Genomic DNA, 18,670 nt, shown 5'->3' on the forward strand with positions numbered 1-18,670 from the left:
TGCCCCTGGATGAAAAATCGCGGAGTATACCGCAGCACCGCCCCGCGCAGGACACCACGGCGATAGACGTTCCCTTTACCCCGCCGCCGTCGCAAGGTGCTAGAATTCGTTATCGTTTATTCCCCAAGGTAGCCCTGTAATGTCCTTCGCCGAGCAACTGACCCGCCTGCAAGCCTTCCTCGACGCCGACGAGCTGCATGAGGAAGCGCTGGACTATGTCGCCGCCCACGGCTACCTCACCGCCCTTTCGATCAATGCCGAGGAAGTGCCCGAGCGCGAGTGGATCGACGCCCTGTTCGCTGAAGAGCCGCACTACGCCAGCGATGCTCAGCGCACCGAGATCGAGGCCACCCTGGTGGCGCTGAAAGCGCACATCGCCCGCCAGCTGGCCAGCGACGACGAGTTCGAGCTGCCATGCGACCTCGACCTGACCGACGAGCCGGACGATTCCGACCTGCGCGGCTGGTGCATCGGCTTCATGGAAGGCGTATTCCTGCGTGAAGAGGCCTGGTTCGAGAACGCCGAGGAAGAAGTCAGCGAGATGCTGCTGCCGATCATGGTCGGCTCGGGCCTGTTCGACGAGCAGCCGGAGTTCGCCGACATCGCCAGCAACGCCAACCTGCAGGACGACATGATCGTACAGATCCCCGAAGCGCTGACGGCGCTGTTCCTGCTGCTGCATGCCCCAGACGAAAAACCGGCGCTGCTCAAGCCACGCCACCACTAAGTCGCCTGTGCGCTACCTGCTGCTGGCCACCGGCTGGCTCAGCGTCGCGTTGGGGGTGTTGGGGATATTCCTGCCGGTATTGCCCACCACCCCGTTCCTGCTATTGGCGGCCGCCTGCTTTGCCCGCAGCTCGCCGCGCTTTCACCACTGGCTGGTCCATCACCCCAAGCTCGGGCCATGGATCCGTGACTACCTCAGTGGTGAGGGCATCCCCCTCAAGGGCAAGGTCTACGCCATCGGCCTGATGTGGGCCAGCATCGGCCTGTCGTGCTATCTGGTGCCTCTGTTCTGGGCGCGCGCCTTCATGTTGACCAGCGCCGTACTGGTAAGCCTGTACATCCTCAGCCAGAAAACTTTGCACAAGCCAAAGTGACAATATTCTGTCGCCAAATATCAATTTCGCCTAACGACTATTCTCCTTATCCGAAATGATTCTGGAACTCTGCTAAACCCCCGTATTAATTGGCTTTCATGGACTTTCCGCTGCCATTCCCCTGGGTCCTCCTGCGGGCCTATTAGACAATTTATATATTATATGGCAATTTGATATGAAGAAATCTTCTTATCTATCGCGTTGAATGTACTTAGCTGTGTTATTAAAAACCTGCAACACTATATGCAATAACTTTATCGTCATTTTTTTGGCGAGCAGCAGGATAAATTCCAGGATCAGGGAGATGTACCATGCGCGTTTTGAACCCCATCACCAGTGCATTACTGTTGGCCCTGGCGAGTGCCAACGTACAGGCGATGTCGATCACCGAGGCTGTCCAGAGCGCCGTGGACTACCACCCGCAGGTCAGCTCCAACCGCAACAGCAAGCTGTCGGCCGATGAAGATGTGAAGTTCGCGCGTGGTGGCTACTACCCTTCCGTGGATCTGGTCGCCGGCTATGGCCGCCAGCGTTCGGACAACACCACGACGCGTGCCGAGGGCAACCACAACAAGGAAACCCTCAACTACACCCAGTCCGAACTGCGCCTGCGGCAGATGATCTTCGACGGCTTCAACACCTCGAATGAAGTGGGCCGCACCGAGGCAGTCTCCACCTCCCGCGCCTACTACACCCAGGCCGTTGCCCAGGATGTCGCCCTGCGTGCAGTCGAGGTGTACCTGGAAGTGCTCAAGCGCCGTGAACTGGTGACCCTGGCCAGGAACAACCTGCAAGCCCACCTGCGAGTCAACGACCAGATCGGCCTGCGCAACGAGCGCGGCGTCGGCAGCACCGCCGACCTTGACCAGTCCCGCGCACGTCGCGCCCTGGCGGAAAACAACCTGGATACCGCCGAAGTCGACCTGGCCGATGCCGAGGCCAACTTCTTCAGCGTCGTCGGCCGCATGCCGGACGAGCTGGAAAGCCCGCAAACCATCAAGGGTGAGGTGCCTGGCACCCTCGACGAAGCCCGCGACGGCATGCGCCAGAACAACCCGTACATCAAGTCTGCCCAGGCTGACGTGAATGCTGCCGAGCAGCAATACGAAGTGGCCAAGTCGACCTTCTACCCTCGCTTCGACGCCATTCTGGCTACCGGTGCCAACAACAACACCAGCGGCGAGAAAGGCCACAACAACAACGACTGGCAAGCTGGCGTGGAGATGAACTACAACCTGTTCCGCGGCGGCAGCGACAAGGCTCGCCTGCAGTCCGACGCGCACAAGATCAACCAGGCCCTGGACATCCGCAACAACGCCCTGCGTGAGCTGACCGAAAACCTGAGCCTGGCGTGGAACGCCATGAACAACGCCAGCAAGCAGCTGCCGACCGCGCGTGAATACGCCGAGACCACCAAGCGCGTGCGTGCCGCCTACCAGGACCAGTTCGGCCTGGGCCAACGTACCCTGCTCGACGTGCTCGACAGTGAAAACGAGCTGTACAACGCCGACCGCCGCTACACCGAGGTGCGTTATACCGAGGAGTTCTCGCGCTACCGCGTGCTGGCGACCATGGGCGAGCTGTTGAGCAAGCAGCGTATTTCGCTGCCGCCGGAAGCGCTGGCTACCACTGAAGTACGCACCGAGGCGCGTTTGCCTGATATGCGTTGATCGGGTTCGAGATAGCCGGGGCCGCTTTGCGGCCCATCGCCGGCAAGCCAGCTCCCACAGGTACAGCACAAGCTTCACCCTTTGTGTTCCAACCGTAGAAACACAAACTTGAGCCCTGCCGCTGCACCTGTGGGAGCTGGCTTGCCGGCGATAGGACCCTCACTGCCACCTCACCCCGCACCATGGTTACGCTGGAACGTCTCCAAACCCATGGCCCTGATCTGCCCCTCGATCAACGCCTCGAACGGTGCCAGCAGCGCATCGAAACAGGCAGGCTGCTCCAACGCGTTCAGCGCTCCCACCACCGCCTCGATAGTCGATAACGCCCCCGCCTCCGGCGCCTTGCGCAAGCGGTAGCGTGAAGGCGCGACAGCCCCCAGCGTCACCCGCGGCAACGCCTCCAGCAACGGGTTCAGGTACAACAGCTTGCGCGCCTTGCGCCAGGTACCGTCGGGCACGATCAACAGCAAGGGTTGGTCGTCCGTCTCGCCATAGGCCACCAATTCCTGGGCGTCGTCACCCGGGAACAGCAGGGCTGGCCGGTAACCGGGGGTCGCCAGCAATTCATTCAGGTCATCGAATACCTCGCCTACCCGCAACTCGGCATTGTTCAGGCCAAGGGCGGCCAGGCGGGCGGTATTCAAGGCATGGGTGGTTTCACTGGGGTGCTGCAGCAGGATGACGCGGGTGCGGCTGTCGAGTGCGGGGATCAGTGGGCAGAGGCAATGGTCGAGCGGGCGCTGGCAGCGCTCGCAGCGGGGTCTGGGCATGGGGTTCTCCTTGGCGGGAACAGTTTGCCACAGAACCGGGGCCCGCTTTGCGGGCCATTCGCCGGCAAGCCAGCTCCCACAGGATCACCACAGACCTGGGCCTTGTGCAATACCTGTGGGAGCTGGCTTGCCGGAGAAAACAGGATCACCACAGGCCTGAGCCTTGTGCAATACCTGTGGGAGCTGGCTTGCCGGCGAAAGGGCCGCAAGGCGGCCCCGGCAATCTCAACGATTGAACCGCTCCGCCAGGCTATGCAGGTACTCCGCCATGCGCTCCAGGTCCTGGCTGATTTCCGCGCCCTGCCTGGCCTGCCCGGCACTCTGGTCGCACAGGTGGGCTATGCGCACGATCTGCTGGTTGATGTCCTCGGCCACATGGCTCTGCTGCTCCGACGCCGTCGCCATCTGCTGGCTCATGCCGGTGATGCGGCTGACCGCCTGGGCAATCCCGCTCAACGCTGCCTGCACCGCCTCGACACTGTGCACGCTGTCCCGAGAGATCTGCTCGCCACGGCTGGCGGTGCTCACCGCCCGCTCTGCCCCGGCGCGCAACGAGGCGATGATCTGGTGGATCTCCTCGGTCGAGGCACGGGTGCGCTGGGCCAGCGATCGCACTTCATCCGCCACCACGGCAAACCCGCGCCCCTGTTCGCCGGCACGCGCCGCCTCGATGGCCGCGTTGAGCGCCAGCAGGTTGGTCTGCTCGGCGATCGAAGTAATCACATCGACCACGCTGCCGATCGACTGGGTCTGCTCGGCCAGGGCATTGACCGCCTGGCCGATGTCGTTGACCGCATTGCTCATGCTGCCCATGGCCTGCAGGCTCTGCATCGCCAGCTCGCTGCCCTGCTGCGCCAGCTGGTCGGCATCGCCCGCTGCGTGCGCCGTGCTCTGCACGTTATGGGTAACCTGCTGGATGGTCGCCGCCATCTGCGCGATGGCGGCGGCGGACTGGTCGGTCTCGTTGCGCTGGCGGTCGAGCATCTGTGCCTGGGCATCGGACAAATCGGAGGACTGCGCCGCCCGCGACTTCACCCCGACCCCGGCATCCACCAGGCGGGTCAAGGCCGTCTGCAGGCGTGCTTCCTCGCTGATGATGGCAAGATCCAGCTGGCCTTGCAGGCCTGGGTTGTCACTGTAGGTCAGTGCCACCAGCGGGCTGGTGAAGGCCTTGGGGTGCTCGGCCAGCGTGCGGCGGATGGCCTGGTTCTGCCGGTGCTCGACCAGGTACCAGGCCAGCAGCAGGCTGGCCATCAGCACCCCGAGCGCCGCGTAGGGCGGTAGCCACAGGTAGCCCGCCGCCGACAGCAGGCCCGCACCGATCAATGGCCAACCGTGACCCAAGCCATGCCCCAGACGGGCCGCCCACGGCACCGGCGCGCTGCCAGCCCGCAAGCGCGCGTACAACGCCTCGGCGCGGCGGATCTGCTCACGGGTGGGCACCGAGCGCACCGACTCGTAGCCACTGATGCGGCCCTGCTCGTAGACGGCCGTGACATAGGCGCTGACCCAGTAGTAATCACCGTTCTTCGCCCGGTTCTTGACTACGCCCATCCACGGTTTGCCTTGTTTGATGGTTTCCCACATGTGGCCGAACACGGCCGGAGGCATGTCCGGATGGCGCACCAGGTTGTGGGGTTGGCCGACCAGCTCGTCGTAGGTGAACCCGCTGATCGCCACGAAAGCGTCGTTGCAGTAGGTGATGCGGCTGTTGAGGTCGGTGGTGGAAATCAGGCGCTGATCGTTGGGAAAGGTTCTTTCGTGCTCAGTGACGGGCAAATTCATGCGCATCTTGGGCAATCCTTGCAGGATGAAAGGGAGGTAGACAGCAGCACACACTGATTTGATATATAGCAGGGCGCCATTATGTTGTCGGTCAGCGGCACCAACAATTTAACGGGGGCCGACGAAATACAGCATGTGCCGGACTTCAACCCACGTTGAGCTGGCTTTTCAGCAGGTCGCGGAAAGTCTGGATCAACGGTTCGCGGCTGCGCCCGCGGCGAATGATCAGCGAGAACGGTGCCTGGTAGCCAAAGGTGGACGGCGACAGCACGCGCAAGTCGCCCTTGTCGACCCAGGCCTGGGCATAGTGCTCGGGCAGGTAGCCGATGTAGGCCCCGGAGAGAATCAGGATCAACTGCGCCTCCATGCTCTCCACCGTCGCCGCGCTGTGCTTGAAGCCATGCCGGGCCAGTTCGGCCTGGCTCCAGTAGCCGCGCCCGACCATGCGCTGCTGGGTCACCACCTGCTCGGGGATACGCCGTTCGGCATACAACGGGTGGCGGCTGCTGCAGTACAGCCAGTGCTGCTCACGGTACAACGGCTGGTAGAGCAGCCCGCTCATGCGCGAGGAAAACGCCCCGATCGCCAGGTCCAGGCGGTTGTCCTGCACGCCCAGTTGCAGCTCGTAAGGGCTGGACACCGACAGGTGCAGGTGCACCGCCGGGTGTTCCTGGCTGTAGGCGCCGATGGCTTCGGCCAGCGGCAAGGCCTGGTCACCGACCGTGGAGTCGATCACCCCCAGGTTGAGGGTGCCGCGCAACTCGCCCTTGAGGGCGGCGGCGTACTGTTCGAAACCGTCCAGCTCGGCCAGCAGGCGCAGGGTTTCCTGGTGGAACAGCTCGCCCTTGCTGGTGAGGCTGAAGCCGCCACGGCCGCGGTGGCACAGTACGATCCCCAGGGCACCTTCCAGCTGGCTCATGTAGGTGCTGATGGCCGAAGTCGACAGGTTCAGCTCGCGCTGGGCATTGGCAAAGCCCTGGTGGCGCACCACGCTGACGAAGATGCGCAGCAGTTTCAGGTCGGGCAAGGTCGAGGCCATGGGGCAACGGTTCCGCAAGGGTGTTTGCGCGCAGTCTAACCGCTCTGCCGGCCTTTAGTTCAGAAATTCCTGAACTAAGTATTTGCCGGTAGCGATTTTTCCCCGGCACTACCTTCAGCAGACTTGGCCGAAATGTCCCTGCCCGCCGGCAAGACCACACCTGGAAGGCGCGCGGCGGCACAGGTTCGAACAAACAGAACAATCGACCGACTGATGAGGCCCACCGTGGACAAGATCCTCCACCAACCACTGGGCGGCAACGAAATGCCGCGTTTCGGCGGCATCGCCACCATGCTCCGTCTCCCCCACCTGCAAAGTGCCCAAGGCCTGGACGCCGCCTTCATCGGCGTGCCACTGGACATCGGTACCTCGCTGCGCTCCGGCACCCGCTTCGGCCCGCGGCAGATCCGCGCCGAATCGGTGATGATCCGCCCGTACAACATGGCCACCGGGGCTGCACCGTTCGACTCGCTGTCGGTGGCCGACATCGGTGACGTGGCGATCAACACCTTCAACCTGCTGGACGCCGTGCGCATTATCGAAGAAGCGTATGACGAGGTCCTCGAGCACAACATCATCCCGCTGACCCTGGGTGGCGACCACACCATCACCCTGCCGATCCTGCGCGCGCTGCACAAGAAGCACGGCAAGATCGGCCTGGTGCACATCGATGCCCATGCCGACGTCAACGACCACATGTTCGGCGAGAAGATCGCCCACGGCACCACCTTCCGCCGCGCCGTGGAAGAAGGCCTGCTCGATTGCGAGCGCGTGGTGCAGATCGGCCTGCGCGCTCAGGGCTACACCGCCGATGACTTCAACTGGAGCCGCCGCCAGGGCTTCCGTGTGGTCCAGGCCGAAGAGTGCTGGCACAAGTCGCTGGAACCGCTGATGGCCGAAGTGCGCGAAAAGGTCGGCGGTGGCCCGGTGTACCTGTCGTTCGACATCGATGGCATCGACCCGGCCTGGGCGCCTGGTACCGGCACCCCGGAAATCGGCGGCTTGACCACCATCCAGGCGATGGAGATCATTCGCGGCTGCCACGGCCTGGACCTGATCGGCTGTGACCTTGTCGAAGTCTCCCCGCCTTACGACACCACCGGCAACACCTCGCTGCTCGGTGCCAACCTGCTGTTCGAGATGCTCTGCGTGCTTCCAGGCGTAGTGCGCCGCTAAACGAGAGCAACACCGTTCCCTGTGGGAGCGGGCAAGCCCGCGAAGGGGCCAGCACTGACAACCCCTGTGCATGGCAAGGGCTGTGCCCTTGTTCGCGGGCACGCCCGCTCCCACAGGGGACCAGTGCAAGCCTCTAGAAAGTACCCCGGCAGGAGCCATATGGGAGGGCCATTGAGGCCCGCCAACAACACGACAAGACCGCCGGGCGCCGTGAACCCGCCCGCGTGGTCGATCTCGCCATAATAAAGATAATCGGGAGACCCCCAATGGCCTTGGACATCATTGTTGTAATGATCTATACCGCCGGCATGCTCGGGCTTGGCTGGTATGGCATGCGGCGCGCGAAAACCCACGAGGACTACCTGGTGGCCGGGCGCAACCTCGGCCCGGTCCTGTACATGGGCACCATGGCCACCACCGTGCTCGGTGGCGCTTCCACCGTCGGCACCGTGCGCCTGGGCTACGTCCACGGCATCTCCGGCTTCTGGCTGTGCGCAGCCCTGGGCCTGGGCATCATCGCCCTCAACCTGTTCCTCGCCAAACCCTTGCTGCGCCTGCGCATCTTCACCGTGACCCAGGTGCTGGAGCAGCGCTACAACCCGGCCGCACGCCAGGCCAGCGCCGTGATCATGCTGGCCTACGCACTGATGATCGGCGTCACCTCGACCCTGGCCATGGCCACCGTATTGCAGGTGCTGCTCGACCTGCCGTTCTGGGCCTCGCTGCTGCTGGGCGGTGGTGTGGTGGTGCTGTACTCGACCATTGGCGGCATGTGGTCGCTCACCCTGACCGACATCGTCCAGTTCGTGATCAAGACCGTCGGCCTGATGTTCATCCTGCTGCCAGTGTGCCTGTACAAGGCCGGTGGCTGGGACACCCTGGTGGCCAAGCTGCCGGCGGCCAGCTTCCAGCTGACCACCATTGGCTGGGACACCATCATCACCTACTTCCTGATCTACTTCTTCGGCATCCTCATCGGCCAGGACATCTGGCAGCGGGTGTTCACTGCCCGTGACGAGAAGGTCTGCCAGCGCGCCGGCACCACCGCCGGTGTGTACTGCGTACTGTACGGCCTGGCCTGCGCCGCGATCGGCATGGCCGCGCATGTGCTGATGCCCGACCTGGCCAACCCGAACAATGCCTTTGCCGAGATGATCAAGACCACCCTGCCCGATGGCATCCGTGGCCTGCTGATGGCAGCGGCGCTGGCCGCCATGATGTCCACCGCCAGCGCCGGCCTGCTGGCTGCGTCGACCACCCTGACCGAAGACCTGCTGCCCAAGCTGCGTGGCGGCAAGGCGTCGAGCCTGGGCGTCAGCCGCCTGTTCACCCTGCTCACCGGCCTGGTGGTGCTGGGCATCGCCCTGGTGGTGAACGATGTGATCAATGCCCTGACCCTGGCCTACAACCTGCTGGTCGGCGGCATGCTGATCCCGCTGATCGGCGCGATCTTCTGGAAGCGCGCTACCACCGCCGGGGCTATCGCCAGCATGTCGCTGGGCTTTGCCACCGCGCTGCTGTTCATGTTCAAGGATGGGCTGGAGGCCAATACGCCGATCTACTACAGCCTGGCGGTTGGTCTGGTGAGCTTTGTGGTGGTCAGCCTGATGTCGCGTAAATCGGTGGCGGCGGTGAAGCTGGCCTGACCTACAGCCTGAACTGGCCTCTTCGCGGGCTCGCCCGCTCCCACAGGGATACCACAAGCCTTGAAATTCATGGGGTACCTGTGGGAGCGGGCAAGCCCGCGAAGAGGCCGGTACAGGCAACACACAACTGGCAGACACAAAAAGGCCGCTGCACCCACCCAGGTGCAGCGGCCTTTGTCTGTATCAGCGACGACGCGGTTGGCGTTTGCGCTGCTCTTCATCAGTCGGGATCGGCACCGGCTGCAAGGGTGGTGGAATCAGCCCCAAGGCGACAGCCAGGTCGTGGAGCCAGTTGGACAGTGGTTTATTCATAATGCCCCCTTGACGGGTCAGCCTCACGGCAATTCAATCCTGCGATGTTTCATACAGATCATAGCCCTATGTCCTGTATTACGCATGCCTCTAAACCTACAGATACGGGCCATTTTGATACGGATCAAGCCGTAACGGCGCATTCCGACGACTGGTTAATCGTTTCGCTTTGTTGCAGGTCGATCCAGGCCTGCAAATTTGCCCCACGCATGCCCTGGCGCCACATCAACCAGGTGACCGCCTGATCGAACGGCGCCTGCAACTGGTGCACCCGCACCCGGTCGCGCCCGGGCAGGCTGTCGAGCATCGACCTGGCCATCATCGCCACACCCGCGCCGGCGATCACGCAGGCCAGCATGCTCTGGTACGACTCGATTTCCATCACCCGGCCCATTGGCGTATGGGCATGGGCATACCAGGCCTCCAGGCGCATGCGGTACGAGCAGCCCTGGCGGAAGGTGAACACCGCCTTGCCGGCCACATCCTTGGCAGTGTGTACCGCCGGGTGCTCGGGGCTGGTGATCAGCACCAGTTGCTCATCGCACAGCGGCACGCCATCGAGCCCGGCCAGGCTCGGTGGCCCGTCCACCAGGGCCGCGTCCAAGGTGTGGTTGAGCAGGCCTTCCAGCAGCTCGCCACTGGGCGCTGCACGCACCTGTAGGTTAACCGCCGGATAGGCCTGGTGATAACGCGCCAGCAACCCCGGCAAACGGGTGGCCGCCGTGCTGTACATGGTCCCCAGCACGAAGTCCCCTGCCGGTTGGCCGCCACGCACGGCGGCCAGCGCCTCGTCGCGCAAGGCTGACATGCGGTTGGCGTAATCCAGCAGCACCTTGCCCGCCGGCGACAGCTGCAGGCGCTGGCGTTCGCGCAGGAACAGCTCGACACCCAGTTGCTCCTCGAGCTGGCGCAAGCGCGTCGACAGGTTCGACGGCACCCGATGCAGGCGCTCTGCGGCACGGGTGACCGAACCTTCCTCGGCCACGGCCTGGAAGATACGCAGTTGGCTGAATTCCACGGCATTCTCCAAAACAGAACAACTTGATCATCATTATTCAATTTTATTGAAAAAGAAACCGCCCTAACCTGCCAGCCATCGCTTACATCCGTTCAGGAGACTCGTCATGTCGCCACTCATTCAACTGCTGGCCAGCGCCGTGGCGCTGATGATGGCCATGGGCATCGGCCGTTTCGCCCTGACCCCGCAGCTGCCGCAACTGATCGCCGAAGGCCAGTTCGACCTGACGGTCGCCGGGCTGGTGGCCGCGGCCAACTACCTGGGTTACTTCATCGGCGCGGTCGATGCCATGTTCGCCCGCTCGCCGGGCCAGGTCCGCCTGCGCCTGCACGGTGGGCTGTGGTTGTGCGTGCTGTCGACCCTGGCCTCATGGGCCGCAGACGGGTTCTGGAGCCACCTGCTGCTGCGCTTCGGCACCGGCGTGGCCAGCGCCTGGGTGCTGGTGATGATCACCAGCCTCAGCCAACAGGTGGCCAATGCCGACAACCGCCAGCGCCTGGGTGCCCTGGTGTTCGCGGGGCCCGGTCTGGGCATCGCGCTGACTGGTTTGCTGGCGCTGGTGGCGCATTTGTGGGGGCTGGGCTCGGCAGCACTGTGGCTGATCTATGCCGTGGCCGCGCTGGTGATGCTGCTGGCGGTCCGGCCTTGGCTGCCAAGGGCGCTGCAAGCGGCGCCGGTGCCGTCGGCTGCACGCCAGGGCCCGACGCGCAGTGTCGGCATCGGCCGCCTGGGGCTGGTGTATGCGCTGTATGGCGTGGGTTACATCCTGCCGGCCACCTTCCTGTCGCAAATGGCCAACCAGCAGTTCCACGGGCAGTGGCTGGCCGACCTGTTCTGGCCGGCGTTTGGCCTGGCGGCGGCGCTGGGGGTGCTGCTGGTGAGCCTGCGGCGTGGCGGCCGCACCTCGGCCTGGCTCACCGCCACCCTGTGGCTGCAGGGGCTGGGTGTACTGGCCTGCCTGATGGGCGGGGGTGTCGGGCTGGCGTTGGGCGTGGTGCTGTGTGGCGGGCCGTTCCTGGCCTGCATGCAGCTGGTGATGCAACGTTCGCGGGAGCTGGCGCCGCATGCCACGCAGCGCAATGCCGGGCTGCTGACGGCCTGTTTTGCCCTGGGGCAGTTGAGTGGGCCGCTGCTGGCGGCGGTCAGCAGCCATTACAGCGGCGGGCTGCAGCCGGCGCTGATGGTGGCTGCGGGTGGGTTGGTGGTGGCTGGGGGGCTGGTGCTGTTTGGCAGCTCTGCACAGCAGGGCAGCGCCTGTCAGGCCAAGGCAGCATCCTGAATCGTAGCTGCCTGTGCCGGCCTCTTCGCGGGTAAACCCGCTCCCACAGGTACTGCACAGGCCTTGAAGATTGTGCGGCCCCTGTGGGAGCGGGTTTACCCGCGAAGAGGCCGTAACAGGCTAAAACTCACCCCACAAACTTACGCAACTGCTGCTTCACCCAGGGCTCGGCACTCACCAGGATCACCCCCAGCAGCACCATCAACGCGCCAACCACAAAGTTCAGGCTCAGCGGCTCATCCAGCAACAACACGCCGAAGGTCACCCCGAACAGCGGGGTGATGAACGAGAACACTGCCAGGTTCGACGCCAGGTATTTGCGCAGCAACCAGAACCAGGTCAGGTAGCTGATGAACGACACCACAATCCCCTGGAACAGCACGCTGCCCATCGCCAGCGGCGTCAGCGTCACCGCGCCGATCTGGCCGCTGAGCAAGGCAATCAGCAGCAACCCGGCAAAGCCCACCGCCAGCTGATAGAACAGGGTCAGGGTCGCCGGTGCTTCCGACAGCCGCGAGCAACGCACCACCACCGTGGTCGCCCCCCAGGCCAGCCCGGCGATCACGCCAAAGGCATCCCCCAGCAGGGTGCGGCCATCCATGTGCTCGAACGACATGCCGCCGGCAAACGCCATGGCAATGCCGCCGAAGGCCAGCAGGATCCCCAGCCATTGCAGCAGCCGCAGACGTTCGCTGGGCAACCTGAAATGCAGGCCCAACGCGGTAAACACCGGCGCGGTATAGAGGAACACCGACATGTGCGCCGCCGAGGTCAGCTTCAGCCCCTCGGCAATGAACAGGAACTCCAGGCCGAACAGCCCGCCCGCCACCACCCCGGCACGCCAGGTGCTGCCGACCTGCTCCCAGCCCCCGCGCCAGCACAGCATCAGGCCCACCAGCACGGCGGCGATGCCGTTGCGCAGGGCCGCCTGCATCACCGGCGCGATATCGATGGCGGCAGTCTTGATCAACACCTGCTGGCAGCCCCAGATCAGGCACAGCCCCAGCATCACCTGCAAGGCAAAGGCATCGGGGTTCTTGCGGACCGCGCTCATAGGCGGGCCTCTGCGGTGGTCATTGGCATGGGCAAGGGCTCGGCAGTGTTCAGGAACTACCGATTATCGGGTTTCCATGGCCGCCCTTGCCAGCCTCAAAACGACCTTAGGCGATCTGTGCCTTCGCCGACACCTGCTCGAAGGTGGTTTCGTCCAGCGCATCCTCCTGCTCGTCCAGCACCTGGCGCGGGTGTTCGAAGCCGGGAATGCTGCTGTCGATCAGGCTCATCAGCCGCGAGCCGCGCTCGGTCAGCACGAAGTTCTCGCCATTGCCGCCATCGTCTTCGGGCCGGGTTTCGATGAAACCACGCTCGAACAACAACCTTTCGTACTCGCAGGCACGGGTTTTCAGGTGGTCCAGGTCGCCCACCGGCTCCCCCTTGGCAGCCAGTGCCGCAGCGTGCTGCTCGGCATAGGGGCGTGGCGTGAAGCTGTGACCGGCGCCGTTCTGCACCTCGTGCAGCAAACGCTCGATCAGGTCCCAGTCGTAGGCGATGCTCATGGCTACGGGCTCCTGCTGTGGACGGAAGGGGTACACAGGTTGGGACCTGTCGAGGTTGCCCGGCGTTCCGAAATATCTCAGCACGCCATGAGCGAGCTGGCTGATAAACGAACACGCCGCCTCTCAGCTGATCGGTTACCGCGCTCAGGTGTAGGAGCGGCCTTGTGTCGCGAAAGGGCTGCGAAGCAGCCCCGGGGTTTCAGCGTAAATGCACAAATTGCTGGGGCTGCTTTGCAGCCCTTTCGCGACACAAGGCCGCTCCTACAAGGGCCCGCACAGGCCGGGAGAAAAGATGTTAGCGCTGGCGCCCAGGCAACCGGCCTGCGCGGCTCGGTTACTGCTTGACCAGATAGTTGATGAACAATCGAAACAGCTCCGCATTACCGGCAATCCCCAGCCGCTGCCAGATGTTGTGCCGGTGTACTTTCACCGTGCCTTCCGAGATGCCCAGCTCGCGGGAGATCGACTGGCTGCTGTGCCCTTGCAGGATCAGCTTGGCCACATGCCGCTGGGTTTCGGTCAGCTGGCCCTGGAGGATATCGACGAAAGCATCTTCCAACTGGCTGTCGGACTCCTGCGGGTCGGCCAGGTCATCGGCATGTGCCAGGCGCAGGTGCTGGCTGAAAATGGCATCGATGACCGGCGTCAACGCTGCCAGCCGCTGCGCTTCCTCGGCCTCGAACGCGCCCTTGTCCAGGCCACGCATCAACGAATACACCAGGGCGGTCCGTGGCCTTACCGGCACGATGAAACCGATCTCTTCGATCAGGCTGCCGTGGTGCGACGAGACGCAGGGGTGGATGTCGTGGGAGATGGAAAAGCCCGAGGCGAAGAAGCTGTCCGGGGCCAGTTCGCGCATCCGCCACAGGCCACCCGGGTGGTTGTTGGTACAGGCGACGTAGAACGGGTCGAGCAGATAGCCGCCGCGCAGGTAGGCTTTCAGCGTACGTTCGGCGACTCGCTGGTTGTAGCCGTCATGAATCAGCAGCGCGGGTTGGTTGAAGCGAAACAGGTAGGCGCAGCTCATGTCGAAATCGACCACGCCCTTGAGCGCGGTGTCGAGGGCCGGGCCCAGTGCATCGCTGCCGATGCTGCGAATGACCGCACCCAGGCGGTTGGCGTTGTCGCTGTTCATTGCGGAGGCCCGTGCGGTGTGGGAGAAGGCGCAAATGCCGCCCGGCTGTGCAAGCCCGAACGGCATTGAACGATGCCTGGCCCTGTCAGTGCAACGGTGCACTGGCGGGCAGCAGGCCGGCCTCTTCTTCCTGGCGGCCCAGCTCCAGCGCCTTGGGCACCGCCAGCCAGTAGGCCAACAGCATGCCCAGCAGGCCACCGGCGAGCTTGCCGATGATCAGCGGCCCGATCAGCGTGGGCTGGAAGTTGGCCGAGTAGGCCAGGTGATCACCAAAGGTGAAGGCGGCGCACACGGCAAAGGCAATAACCAGCACCTTGTCTTTCGGCGGCATGTCGGCCACCAGGCGGAACATCGCCAGGATGTTGGCCGAGGCCGCGAGGATACCGGCCGCGCCCACCGGCGACAGGCCGAGTTTCGACGCCACCTTCTCGATCGGCTGCGACAGGAAACGCTTGATCAAGTAAACCATCGGGAACGCACCGCACAGCATGATGCCCACGTAGCCGGCAATCTCCAGCGCCCGGAATTGGTCGTCCTTGTCGGCGATGATCGGGGCAAAGCCCCAGCCACCGAACAGCGAAGTGAACGCACCGGTGAAGTACTCGACGATCGACGCCACCAGCACCAGCGTCACGGCGGCATACATCAACTGCCCCAGCTTGAGGAACAGGCTGACCATGAGGTTGGGGAAGTAGCGCAGCGCCGCCGCCAGTGCCACGCAGAACAGGATCAGCGGCGACAGGTTGCGCAGCAGGGTCGGCAGGGTGAAGTGCAGCGCCTGGGTCGCAGCGCCCGCCGTGGCGATGTCCGGGCGCACGCCCAGGCCCATGGCCTGCATGCCCATGGCGATCAACACGATGCTGATCGGGATGCTCAGCAACCCGGCCATGATGCCCAGCGCCATGTACTTGTGGTCGGCCTTGTTGAGCATTGCCAGGCCCACCGGGATGACGAAGATCACCGTCGAACCGCACTGGAAGCCAGTGATAAGGCCGAGGATCCAGCCTTCGGGGCTGTGCGACAGCGCCTGGGCCAGCTGGTAACCGCCCAGGTCCGAGGCGATGAAGATCGGCCCGGCAATGCCGGCATCGGCGCCCATGGCCAGGAACAGCGGGCCGATGAACTGGCTGATGAAACTGGAAATGAACGGGATGGCGGCCATGATCCCGGCCACCGGGATGAAGATCGGGCCAATGCTGTGCAGGCCGGCGGTGAACTCCTTGGCCAGCTCGGATTCCGCATTGACGATCGATGCGATCGCGCCGATCACGGCGCACACCATGATCACGTAGATGACGTAAGTGCCTATGTTTTCCATCTGCTGCCTCTGTCTTGTTGGAATTGGCTTTGTGGGCAGAATTGAAGGGTGCTGCGTGTTGTTCTTGTTGGTGCCGGCAGGGTACTGCCGGCCGGGCATTACATGGCGGTGTAGGCGTTGTCGACGAACAGGTGCGAGCCGCTGACGAAGCTCGACTCGTCACTGGCCAGGAACAACGCGGCGTTGGCCACTTCGACCGGGTCGCACAGGCGCCCCTGCATGGTCTTGATTGCTTCGTCGGAAGCGTCCACGCCAAAACCGCGCAGCAGGTCGAGCTCGCGGCGGCCATGGGCGGTGCCGATGAAGCCTGGGCAAATGGCGTTGCTGCGGATGTTCTGGTCGCGGTATTCCACGGCCAGGGCGCGGGCGAACATGTGGCAGGCGCCCTTGGTGGTGCAATACAGCACCTCCATTGGCGTGCCGACCACCGCCGAGATCGACGAGGTGCAGATCACGCTGCCGCCGCCGGCGGCGAGCATGCCAGGCAACACCGCCTTGGTGACCAGGAACATGCTTTTCACGTTGACGCTCATCAGCCGGTCCCATTCCGCTTCGCTGGTTTCGAGGAACGGGCCGGCGGCGATGATCCCGGCATGGTTCATCAGCACGGTGATCGGGCCGAAGTGCGCCTGGGCCTGGGTTACAGCGCGGTGCACCTGGTCGGCTTGCGACACATCGGCGGCGACGAACAGCGCCTGGCCGCCGTCCGCATTGATGCGCGCCGCCACGGCTTCGCCCTGGCTGGTCGGCAAGTCGAGGATCACCACCTTGGCGCCCTCGGCGGCGAACAGTTCCGACGCGGCCAGGCCACAACCGCCTGCGCCGCCGGTAATCAGTGCCACCTTGCCTTTCAATCGATCCATGGGTGTGTTCCTCGGTTGTCATGTTTGTGACTTCAAACTAGAGCCGAGGATGAGCGCGGTAAATATACCCAGGGGTATAGCCACCGGTCGAAGGCGCTGAACTAACGGCCAGGCACATGCCTCCACCGGGCATCACCACCGCCGGAGGTAGGAAGGATGAAACTGCTGCTGCCCATTGCCTGCGCCACTGCCCTGTTCTGCGCCCTGCCCGCCTGGGCATGCACACCAGAAGAAGCGACGCAGAAACGTGAAGAACTGGCCGGGTTGGTCACCCAGTTGACCGAGCAGAACCCGCAGAAGGCCAAGGAGATCAATGACGAGCTTCAAGGGATGGAGCTGGGGACGGCGAGCGAGGATTTGCCCGACAAGTGTCAGCTGATCGACAAGCGGATCAAGGAGTTGAAAGAGGCGGAGAAAAAGGCTGAATAGTGGTCGCCTGTGCTGGCCCCTTCGCGGGCACGCCCGCTCCCACAGGGATAACACAGCCTTCGATATCTGTGATTATCCTGTGGGAGCGGGCGTGCCCGCGAAGAAACCAACAGCGCTACTGAAGGTTACTCAGCCGCAGGCTTGCGCTTCTTCAGCGGCGCCAGGCCGTCGGCGCTGGCCAGCGGTGCATTGGCCTTCGGCTTGGCGGTTGGCTTGCGCTTGGCGGCCGCCTTCTTGTCACCGGTCTTCTTCTCGACCTTTTTCTTCTTGCTGCCAGCCGCCTTGCCCGAGGCCTTGACCTTCTTCGGCCCGTTGTAGGTGCCCTTCACTTCCTTGATCACCCGGCGCTCGAACTGCTGCTTGAGGTAGCGCTCGATGCTCGACATCAGGTTCCAGTCGTTGTGGGTGATCAGCGAGATCGCCAGGCCTTCGCCACCGGCACGGCCGGTACGGCCCACGCGGTGCACGTACTCGTCACCGCTGCGCGGCATGTCGAAGTTGATCACCAGGTCCAGGCCGTCGATGTCCAGGCCACGGGCCGCAACGTCGGTAGCCACCAGCACCTTGGAGCTGCCCTGCTTGAAGCGGTCCAGGGCCAGCTTGCGGTCCTTCTGGTCCTTCTCGCCGTGCAGCACGAAGGCCTTCACGTCCTTGGCCACCAGGTGGCCGTAGATGCGGTCGGCCAGGGCGCGGGTGTTGGTGAAGATGATCGCCTTGTCGAAGGTTTCGTTGGCCAGCAGCCACTGCACGATCTGCTCTTTGTGCTGGTCGTGGTCAGCGGTGATGATCTGCTGGCGGGTGCCTTCGGCCAGCTGCGAGACGCTGTTGAGCATCAGGTGCTCTGGGTCTTTCAGCACCTTGCCGATGATGTCGCGCAGGGCTGCACCACCGGTGGTGGCGGAGAACAGCAGGGTCTGCTGGCGGTTCTCGCACTCCTTGCACAGGCGCTCCATGTCTTCGGCGAAGCCCATGTCGAGCATGCGGTCGGCTTCGTCGAGGATCAGCACCTGTACGTGAGACAGGTCGAGGTTGCCGGCATTGAGCTGCTCGAGCAGGCGGCCCGGGGTGCCGATCAGCACATCCGGCACCTTGCGCAGCATGGCGGCCTGTTCCTTGAAGTCTTCACCGCCGGTCACCAGGCCCGACTTGATGTAGGTGAACTGCGAGAACAGCTGTACCTGCTTGAGGGTCTGCTGGGCCAGTTCACGGGTCGGCAGCAGGATCAGCGCGCGGATCTCGACGCGGCGTTCGCGCAGGTCGACCAGGCGGTTGAGCAGTGGCAGCACGAAGGCCGCGGTCTTGCCGCTGCCGGTCTGCGCGGTCACGCGCAGGTCACGCCCTTGCAGGGCCAGGGGGATGGCCGCGGCCTGCACCGGGGTTGGCTCGACAAAGTTAAGCTCGGCCACGGCTTTAAGCAGGCGTTCATGCAGGGCGAATTGGGAGAACACGGAAGTAACCTCAGGCAAGTGCGGAAAATTCAGTTGCATAGGGTAACGTTTTCTGCCGCCTTAGCCGAATTTCTTTTGGCAACTTTGTCGCCATCCGCGCTCTAATGGCGTTTGGCAACAAGACTG

18 protein-coding genes are annotated in these 18,670 nt (G+C 63.8%); 7 read left to right on the forward strand and 11 right to left on the reverse strand.

Annotated features, from left to right (window positions below):
* The first annotated feature begins 139 nt into the window (after window positions 1–139).
* The 3 genes from CAG44_RS04795 to CAG44_RS04805 all read left to right on the forward strand — a co-directional run bounded on the left by CAG44_RS04795 (window position 140) and on the right by CAG44_RS04805 (window position 2,770).
* Complete coding sequence (locus CAG44_RS04795; RefSeq protein WP_025340148.1) at window positions 140–727, forward strand: YecA family protein; 588 nt, start codon at window positions 140–142, stop codon at window positions 725–727.
* Window positions 681–1,100: a YbaN family protein gene (locus CAG44_RS04800; RefSeq protein WP_170929275.1), complete on the forward strand. Its 420-nt coding sequence runs from the start codon at window positions 681–683 to the stop codon at window positions 1,098–1,100. The genes CAG44_RS04795 and CAG44_RS04800 overlap by 47 nt, the downstream gene beginning before the upstream one ends.
* Before the next feature lie 311 nt (window positions 1,101–1,411).
* Window positions 1,412–2,770, forward strand: coding sequence for a TolC family outer membrane protein (locus tag CAG44_RS04805; RefSeq protein ID WP_085691675.1), 1,359 nt, complete (start codon window positions 1,412–1,414; stop codon window positions 2,768–2,770).
* A gap of 170 nt (window positions 2,771–2,940) precedes the next feature.
* On the opposite strand, the gene CAG44_RS04810 is transcribed toward CAG44_RS04805, so the two are convergent.
* The 3 genes from CAG44_RS04810 to CAG44_RS04820 form a co-directional block, all read right to left on the reverse strand.
* Window positions 2,941–3,540 (reverse strand): tRNA-uridine aminocarboxypropyltransferase, encoded by a 600-nt coding sequence (locus CAG44_RS04810; RefSeq protein ID WP_085691676.1) that lies wholly within the window; start codon window positions 3,538–3,540, stop codon window positions 2,941–2,943.
* 225 nt (window positions 3,541–3,765) lie between these two features.
* Window positions 3,766–5,331, reverse strand: coding sequence for a PAS domain-containing methyl-accepting chemotaxis protein (locus tag CAG44_RS04815; protein ID WP_085691677.1), 1,566 nt, complete (start codon window positions 5,329–5,331; stop codon window positions 3,766–3,768).
* A gap of 139 nt (window positions 5,332–5,470) precedes the next feature.
* Window positions 5,471–6,364, reverse strand: coding sequence for a LysR family transcriptional regulator (locus CAG44_RS04820; protein ID WP_025340153.1), 894 nt, complete (start codon window positions 6,362–6,364; stop codon window positions 5,471–5,473).
* A gap of 225 nt (window positions 6,365–6,589) precedes the next feature.
* Here CAG44_RS04820 and speB point away from each other — a divergent pair, with 225 nt between their 5' ends.
* Together speB and CAG44_RS04830 are read left to right on the forward strand one after the other, a co-directional pair.
* On the forward strand, window positions 6,590–7,540 hold the full coding sequence (speB, locus tag CAG44_RS04825) for an agmatinase (protein WP_025340154.1): 951 nt from the start codon (window positions 6,590–6,592) through the stop codon (window positions 7,538–7,540).
* Between the two features lie 266 nt (window positions 7,541–7,806).
* Window positions 7,807–9,186 carry a sodium:solute symporter gene (locus tag CAG44_RS04830; protein ID WP_025340155.1) on the forward strand — a complete coding sequence of 460 codons (1,380 nt, stop codon included), beginning with the start codon at window positions 7,807–7,809 and terminating at the stop codon, window positions 9,184–9,186.
* A gap of 183 nt (window positions 9,187–9,369) precedes the next feature.
* Here CAG44_RS04830 and CAG44_RS29070 read toward each other — a convergent pair whose 3' ends face one another.
* The gene (locus CAG44_RS29070) at window positions 9,370–9,498 is read right to left on the reverse strand and encodes a PA1414 family protein (protein WP_009683677.1); all 129 of its coding nucleotides are present in this window, start codon (window positions 9,496–9,498) and stop codon (window positions 9,370–9,372) included.
* Window positions 9,499–9,622: 124 nt separating this feature from the next.
* Window positions 9,623–10,516 (reverse strand): LysR family transcriptional regulator, encoded by an 894-nt coding sequence (locus CAG44_RS04835; protein ID WP_085691678.1) that lies wholly within the window; start codon window positions 10,514–10,516, stop codon window positions 9,623–9,625.
* Window positions 10,517–10,622: 106 nt separating this feature from the next.
* On the opposite strand from CAG44_RS04835, the gene CAG44_RS04840 reads away from it, so the two are divergent.
* The gene (locus CAG44_RS04840) at window positions 10,623–11,795 is read left to right on the forward strand and encodes an MFS transporter (RefSeq protein WP_085691679.1); all 1,173 of its coding nucleotides are present in this window, start codon (window positions 10,623–10,625) and stop codon (window positions 11,793–11,795) included.
* Between the two features lie 127 nt (window positions 11,796–11,922).
* Here the strand turns inward: CAG44_RS04840 and CAG44_RS04845 are convergent, their stop codons facing one another.
* From CAG44_RS04845 to CAG44_RS04865, 5 genes are all read right to left on the reverse strand, one after another.
* Window positions 11,923–12,849, reverse strand: coding sequence for a DMT family transporter (locus CAG44_RS04845; RefSeq protein WP_085589132.1), 927 nt, complete (start codon window positions 12,847–12,849; stop codon window positions 11,923–11,925).
* A 106-nt stretch (window positions 12,850–12,955) separates the two neighbouring features.
* Window positions 12,956–13,351, reverse strand: coding sequence for a transcriptional regulator (locus CAG44_RS04850; RefSeq protein WP_085691680.1), 396 nt, complete (start codon window positions 13,349–13,351; stop codon window positions 12,956–12,958).
* 334 nt (window positions 13,352–13,685) lie between these two features.
* Window positions 13,686–14,486 (reverse strand): LuxR family transcriptional regulator, encoded by an 801-nt coding sequence (locus CAG44_RS04855; protein ID WP_025340162.1) that lies wholly within the window; start codon window positions 14,484–14,486, stop codon window positions 13,686–13,688.
* 85 nt (window positions 14,487–14,571) lie between these two features.
* Window positions 14,572–15,804 (reverse strand): ethanolamine utilization protein EutH, encoded by a 1,233-nt coding sequence (gene eutH, locus CAG44_RS04860; protein WP_025340163.1) that lies wholly within the window; start codon window positions 15,802–15,804, stop codon window positions 14,572–14,574.
* A gap of 98 nt (window positions 15,805–15,902) precedes the next feature.
* On the reverse strand, window positions 15,903–16,667 hold the full coding sequence (locus CAG44_RS04865; RefSeq protein ID WP_085691681.1) for an SDR family NAD(P)-dependent oxidoreductase: 765 nt from the start codon (window positions 16,665–16,667) through the stop codon (window positions 15,903–15,905).
* A gap of 156 nt (window positions 16,668–16,823) precedes the next feature.
* On the opposite strand from CAG44_RS04865, the gene CAG44_RS04870 reads away from it, so the two are divergent.
* Complete coding sequence (locus tag CAG44_RS04870) at window positions 16,824–17,096, forward strand: hypothetical protein (protein WP_085691682.1); 273 nt, start codon at window positions 16,824–16,826, stop codon at window positions 17,094–17,096.
* Between the two features lie 125 nt (window positions 17,097–17,221).
* Here the strand turns inward: CAG44_RS04870 and CAG44_RS04875 are convergent, their stop codons facing one another.
* Entirely contained in the window at window positions 17,222–18,583 is a 1,362-nt protein-coding gene (locus CAG44_RS04875) for a DEAD/DEAH box helicase (RefSeq protein WP_039612590.1), read from the reverse strand.
* Window positions 18,584–18,670 lie beyond the last annotated feature (87 nt).

The sequence above is a fragment of the Pseudomonas sp. B13(2017) genome (genome assembly GCF_002113245.1).
Taxonomy (GTDB): domain Bacteria; phylum Pseudomonadota; class Gammaproteobacteria; order Pseudomonadales; family Pseudomonadaceae; genus Aquipseudomonas; species Aquipseudomonas putida_Z.

Bases quoted from the DNA above. Each gene is read 5' to 3' on its own strand.
- CAG44_RS04795 (WP_025340148.1), top strand. From the start codon at position 140: ATGTCCTTCGCCGAGCAACTGACCCGCCTGCAAGCCTTCCTCGACGCC.
- CAG44_RS04800 (WP_170929275.1), top strand. From the start codon at position 681: ATGCCCCAGACGAAAAACCGGCGCTGCTCAAGCCACGCCACCACTAAG.
- CAG44_RS04805 (WP_085691675.1), top strand. From the start codon at position 1,412: ATGCGCGTTTTGAACCCCATCACCAGTGCATTACTGTTGGCCCTGGCG.
- CAG44_RS04810 (WP_085691676.1), bottom strand. From the start codon at position 3,540: ATGCCCAGACCCCGCTGCGAGCGCTGCCAGCGCCCGCTCGACCATTGC.
- CAG44_RS04815 (WP_085691677.1), bottom strand. From the start codon at position 5,331: ATGCGCATGAATTTGCCCGTCACTGAGCACGAAAGAACCTTTCCCAAC.
- CAG44_RS04820 (WP_025340153.1), bottom strand. From the start codon at position 6,364: ATGGCCTCGACCTTGCCCGACCTGAAACTGCTGCGCATCTTCGTCAGC.
- CAG44_RS04830 (WP_025340155.1), top strand. From the start codon at position 7,807: ATGGCCTTGGACATCATTGTTGTAATGATCTATACCGCCGGCATGCTC.
- CAG44_RS29070 (WP_009683677.1), bottom strand. From the start codon at position 9,498: ATGAATAAACCACTGTCCAACTGGCTCCACGACCTGGCTGTCGCCTTG.
- CAG44_RS04840 (WP_085691679.1), top strand. From the start codon at position 10,623: ATGTCGCCACTCATTCAACTGCTGGCCAGCGCCGTGGCGCTGATGATG.
- CAG44_RS04845 (WP_085589132.1), bottom strand. From the start codon at position 12,849: ATGAGCGCGGTCCGCAAGAACCCCGATGCCTTTGCCTTGCAGGTGATG.
- CAG44_RS04850 (WP_085691680.1), bottom strand. From the start codon at position 13,351: ATGAGCATCGCCTACGACTGGGACCTGATCGAGCGTTTGCTGCACGAG.
- CAG44_RS04855 (WP_025340162.1), bottom strand. From the start codon at position 14,486: ATGAACAGCGACAACGCCAACCGCCTGGGTGCGGTCATTCGCAGCATC.
- eutH (WP_025340163.1), bottom strand. From the start codon at position 15,804: ATGGAAAACATAGGCACTTACGTCATCTACGTGATCATGGTGTGCGCC.
- CAG44_RS04865 (WP_085691681.1), bottom strand. From the start codon at position 16,667: ATGGATCGATTGAAAGGCAAGGTGGCACTGATTACCGGCGGCGCAGGC.
- CAG44_RS04870 (WP_085691682.1), top strand. From the start codon at position 16,824: ATGAAACTGCTGCTGCCCATTGCCTGCGCCACTGCCCTGTTCTGCGCC.
- CAG44_RS04875 (WP_039612590.1), bottom strand. From the start codon at position 18,583: ATGCAACTGAATTTTCCGCACTTGCCTGAGGTTACTTCCGTGTTCTCC.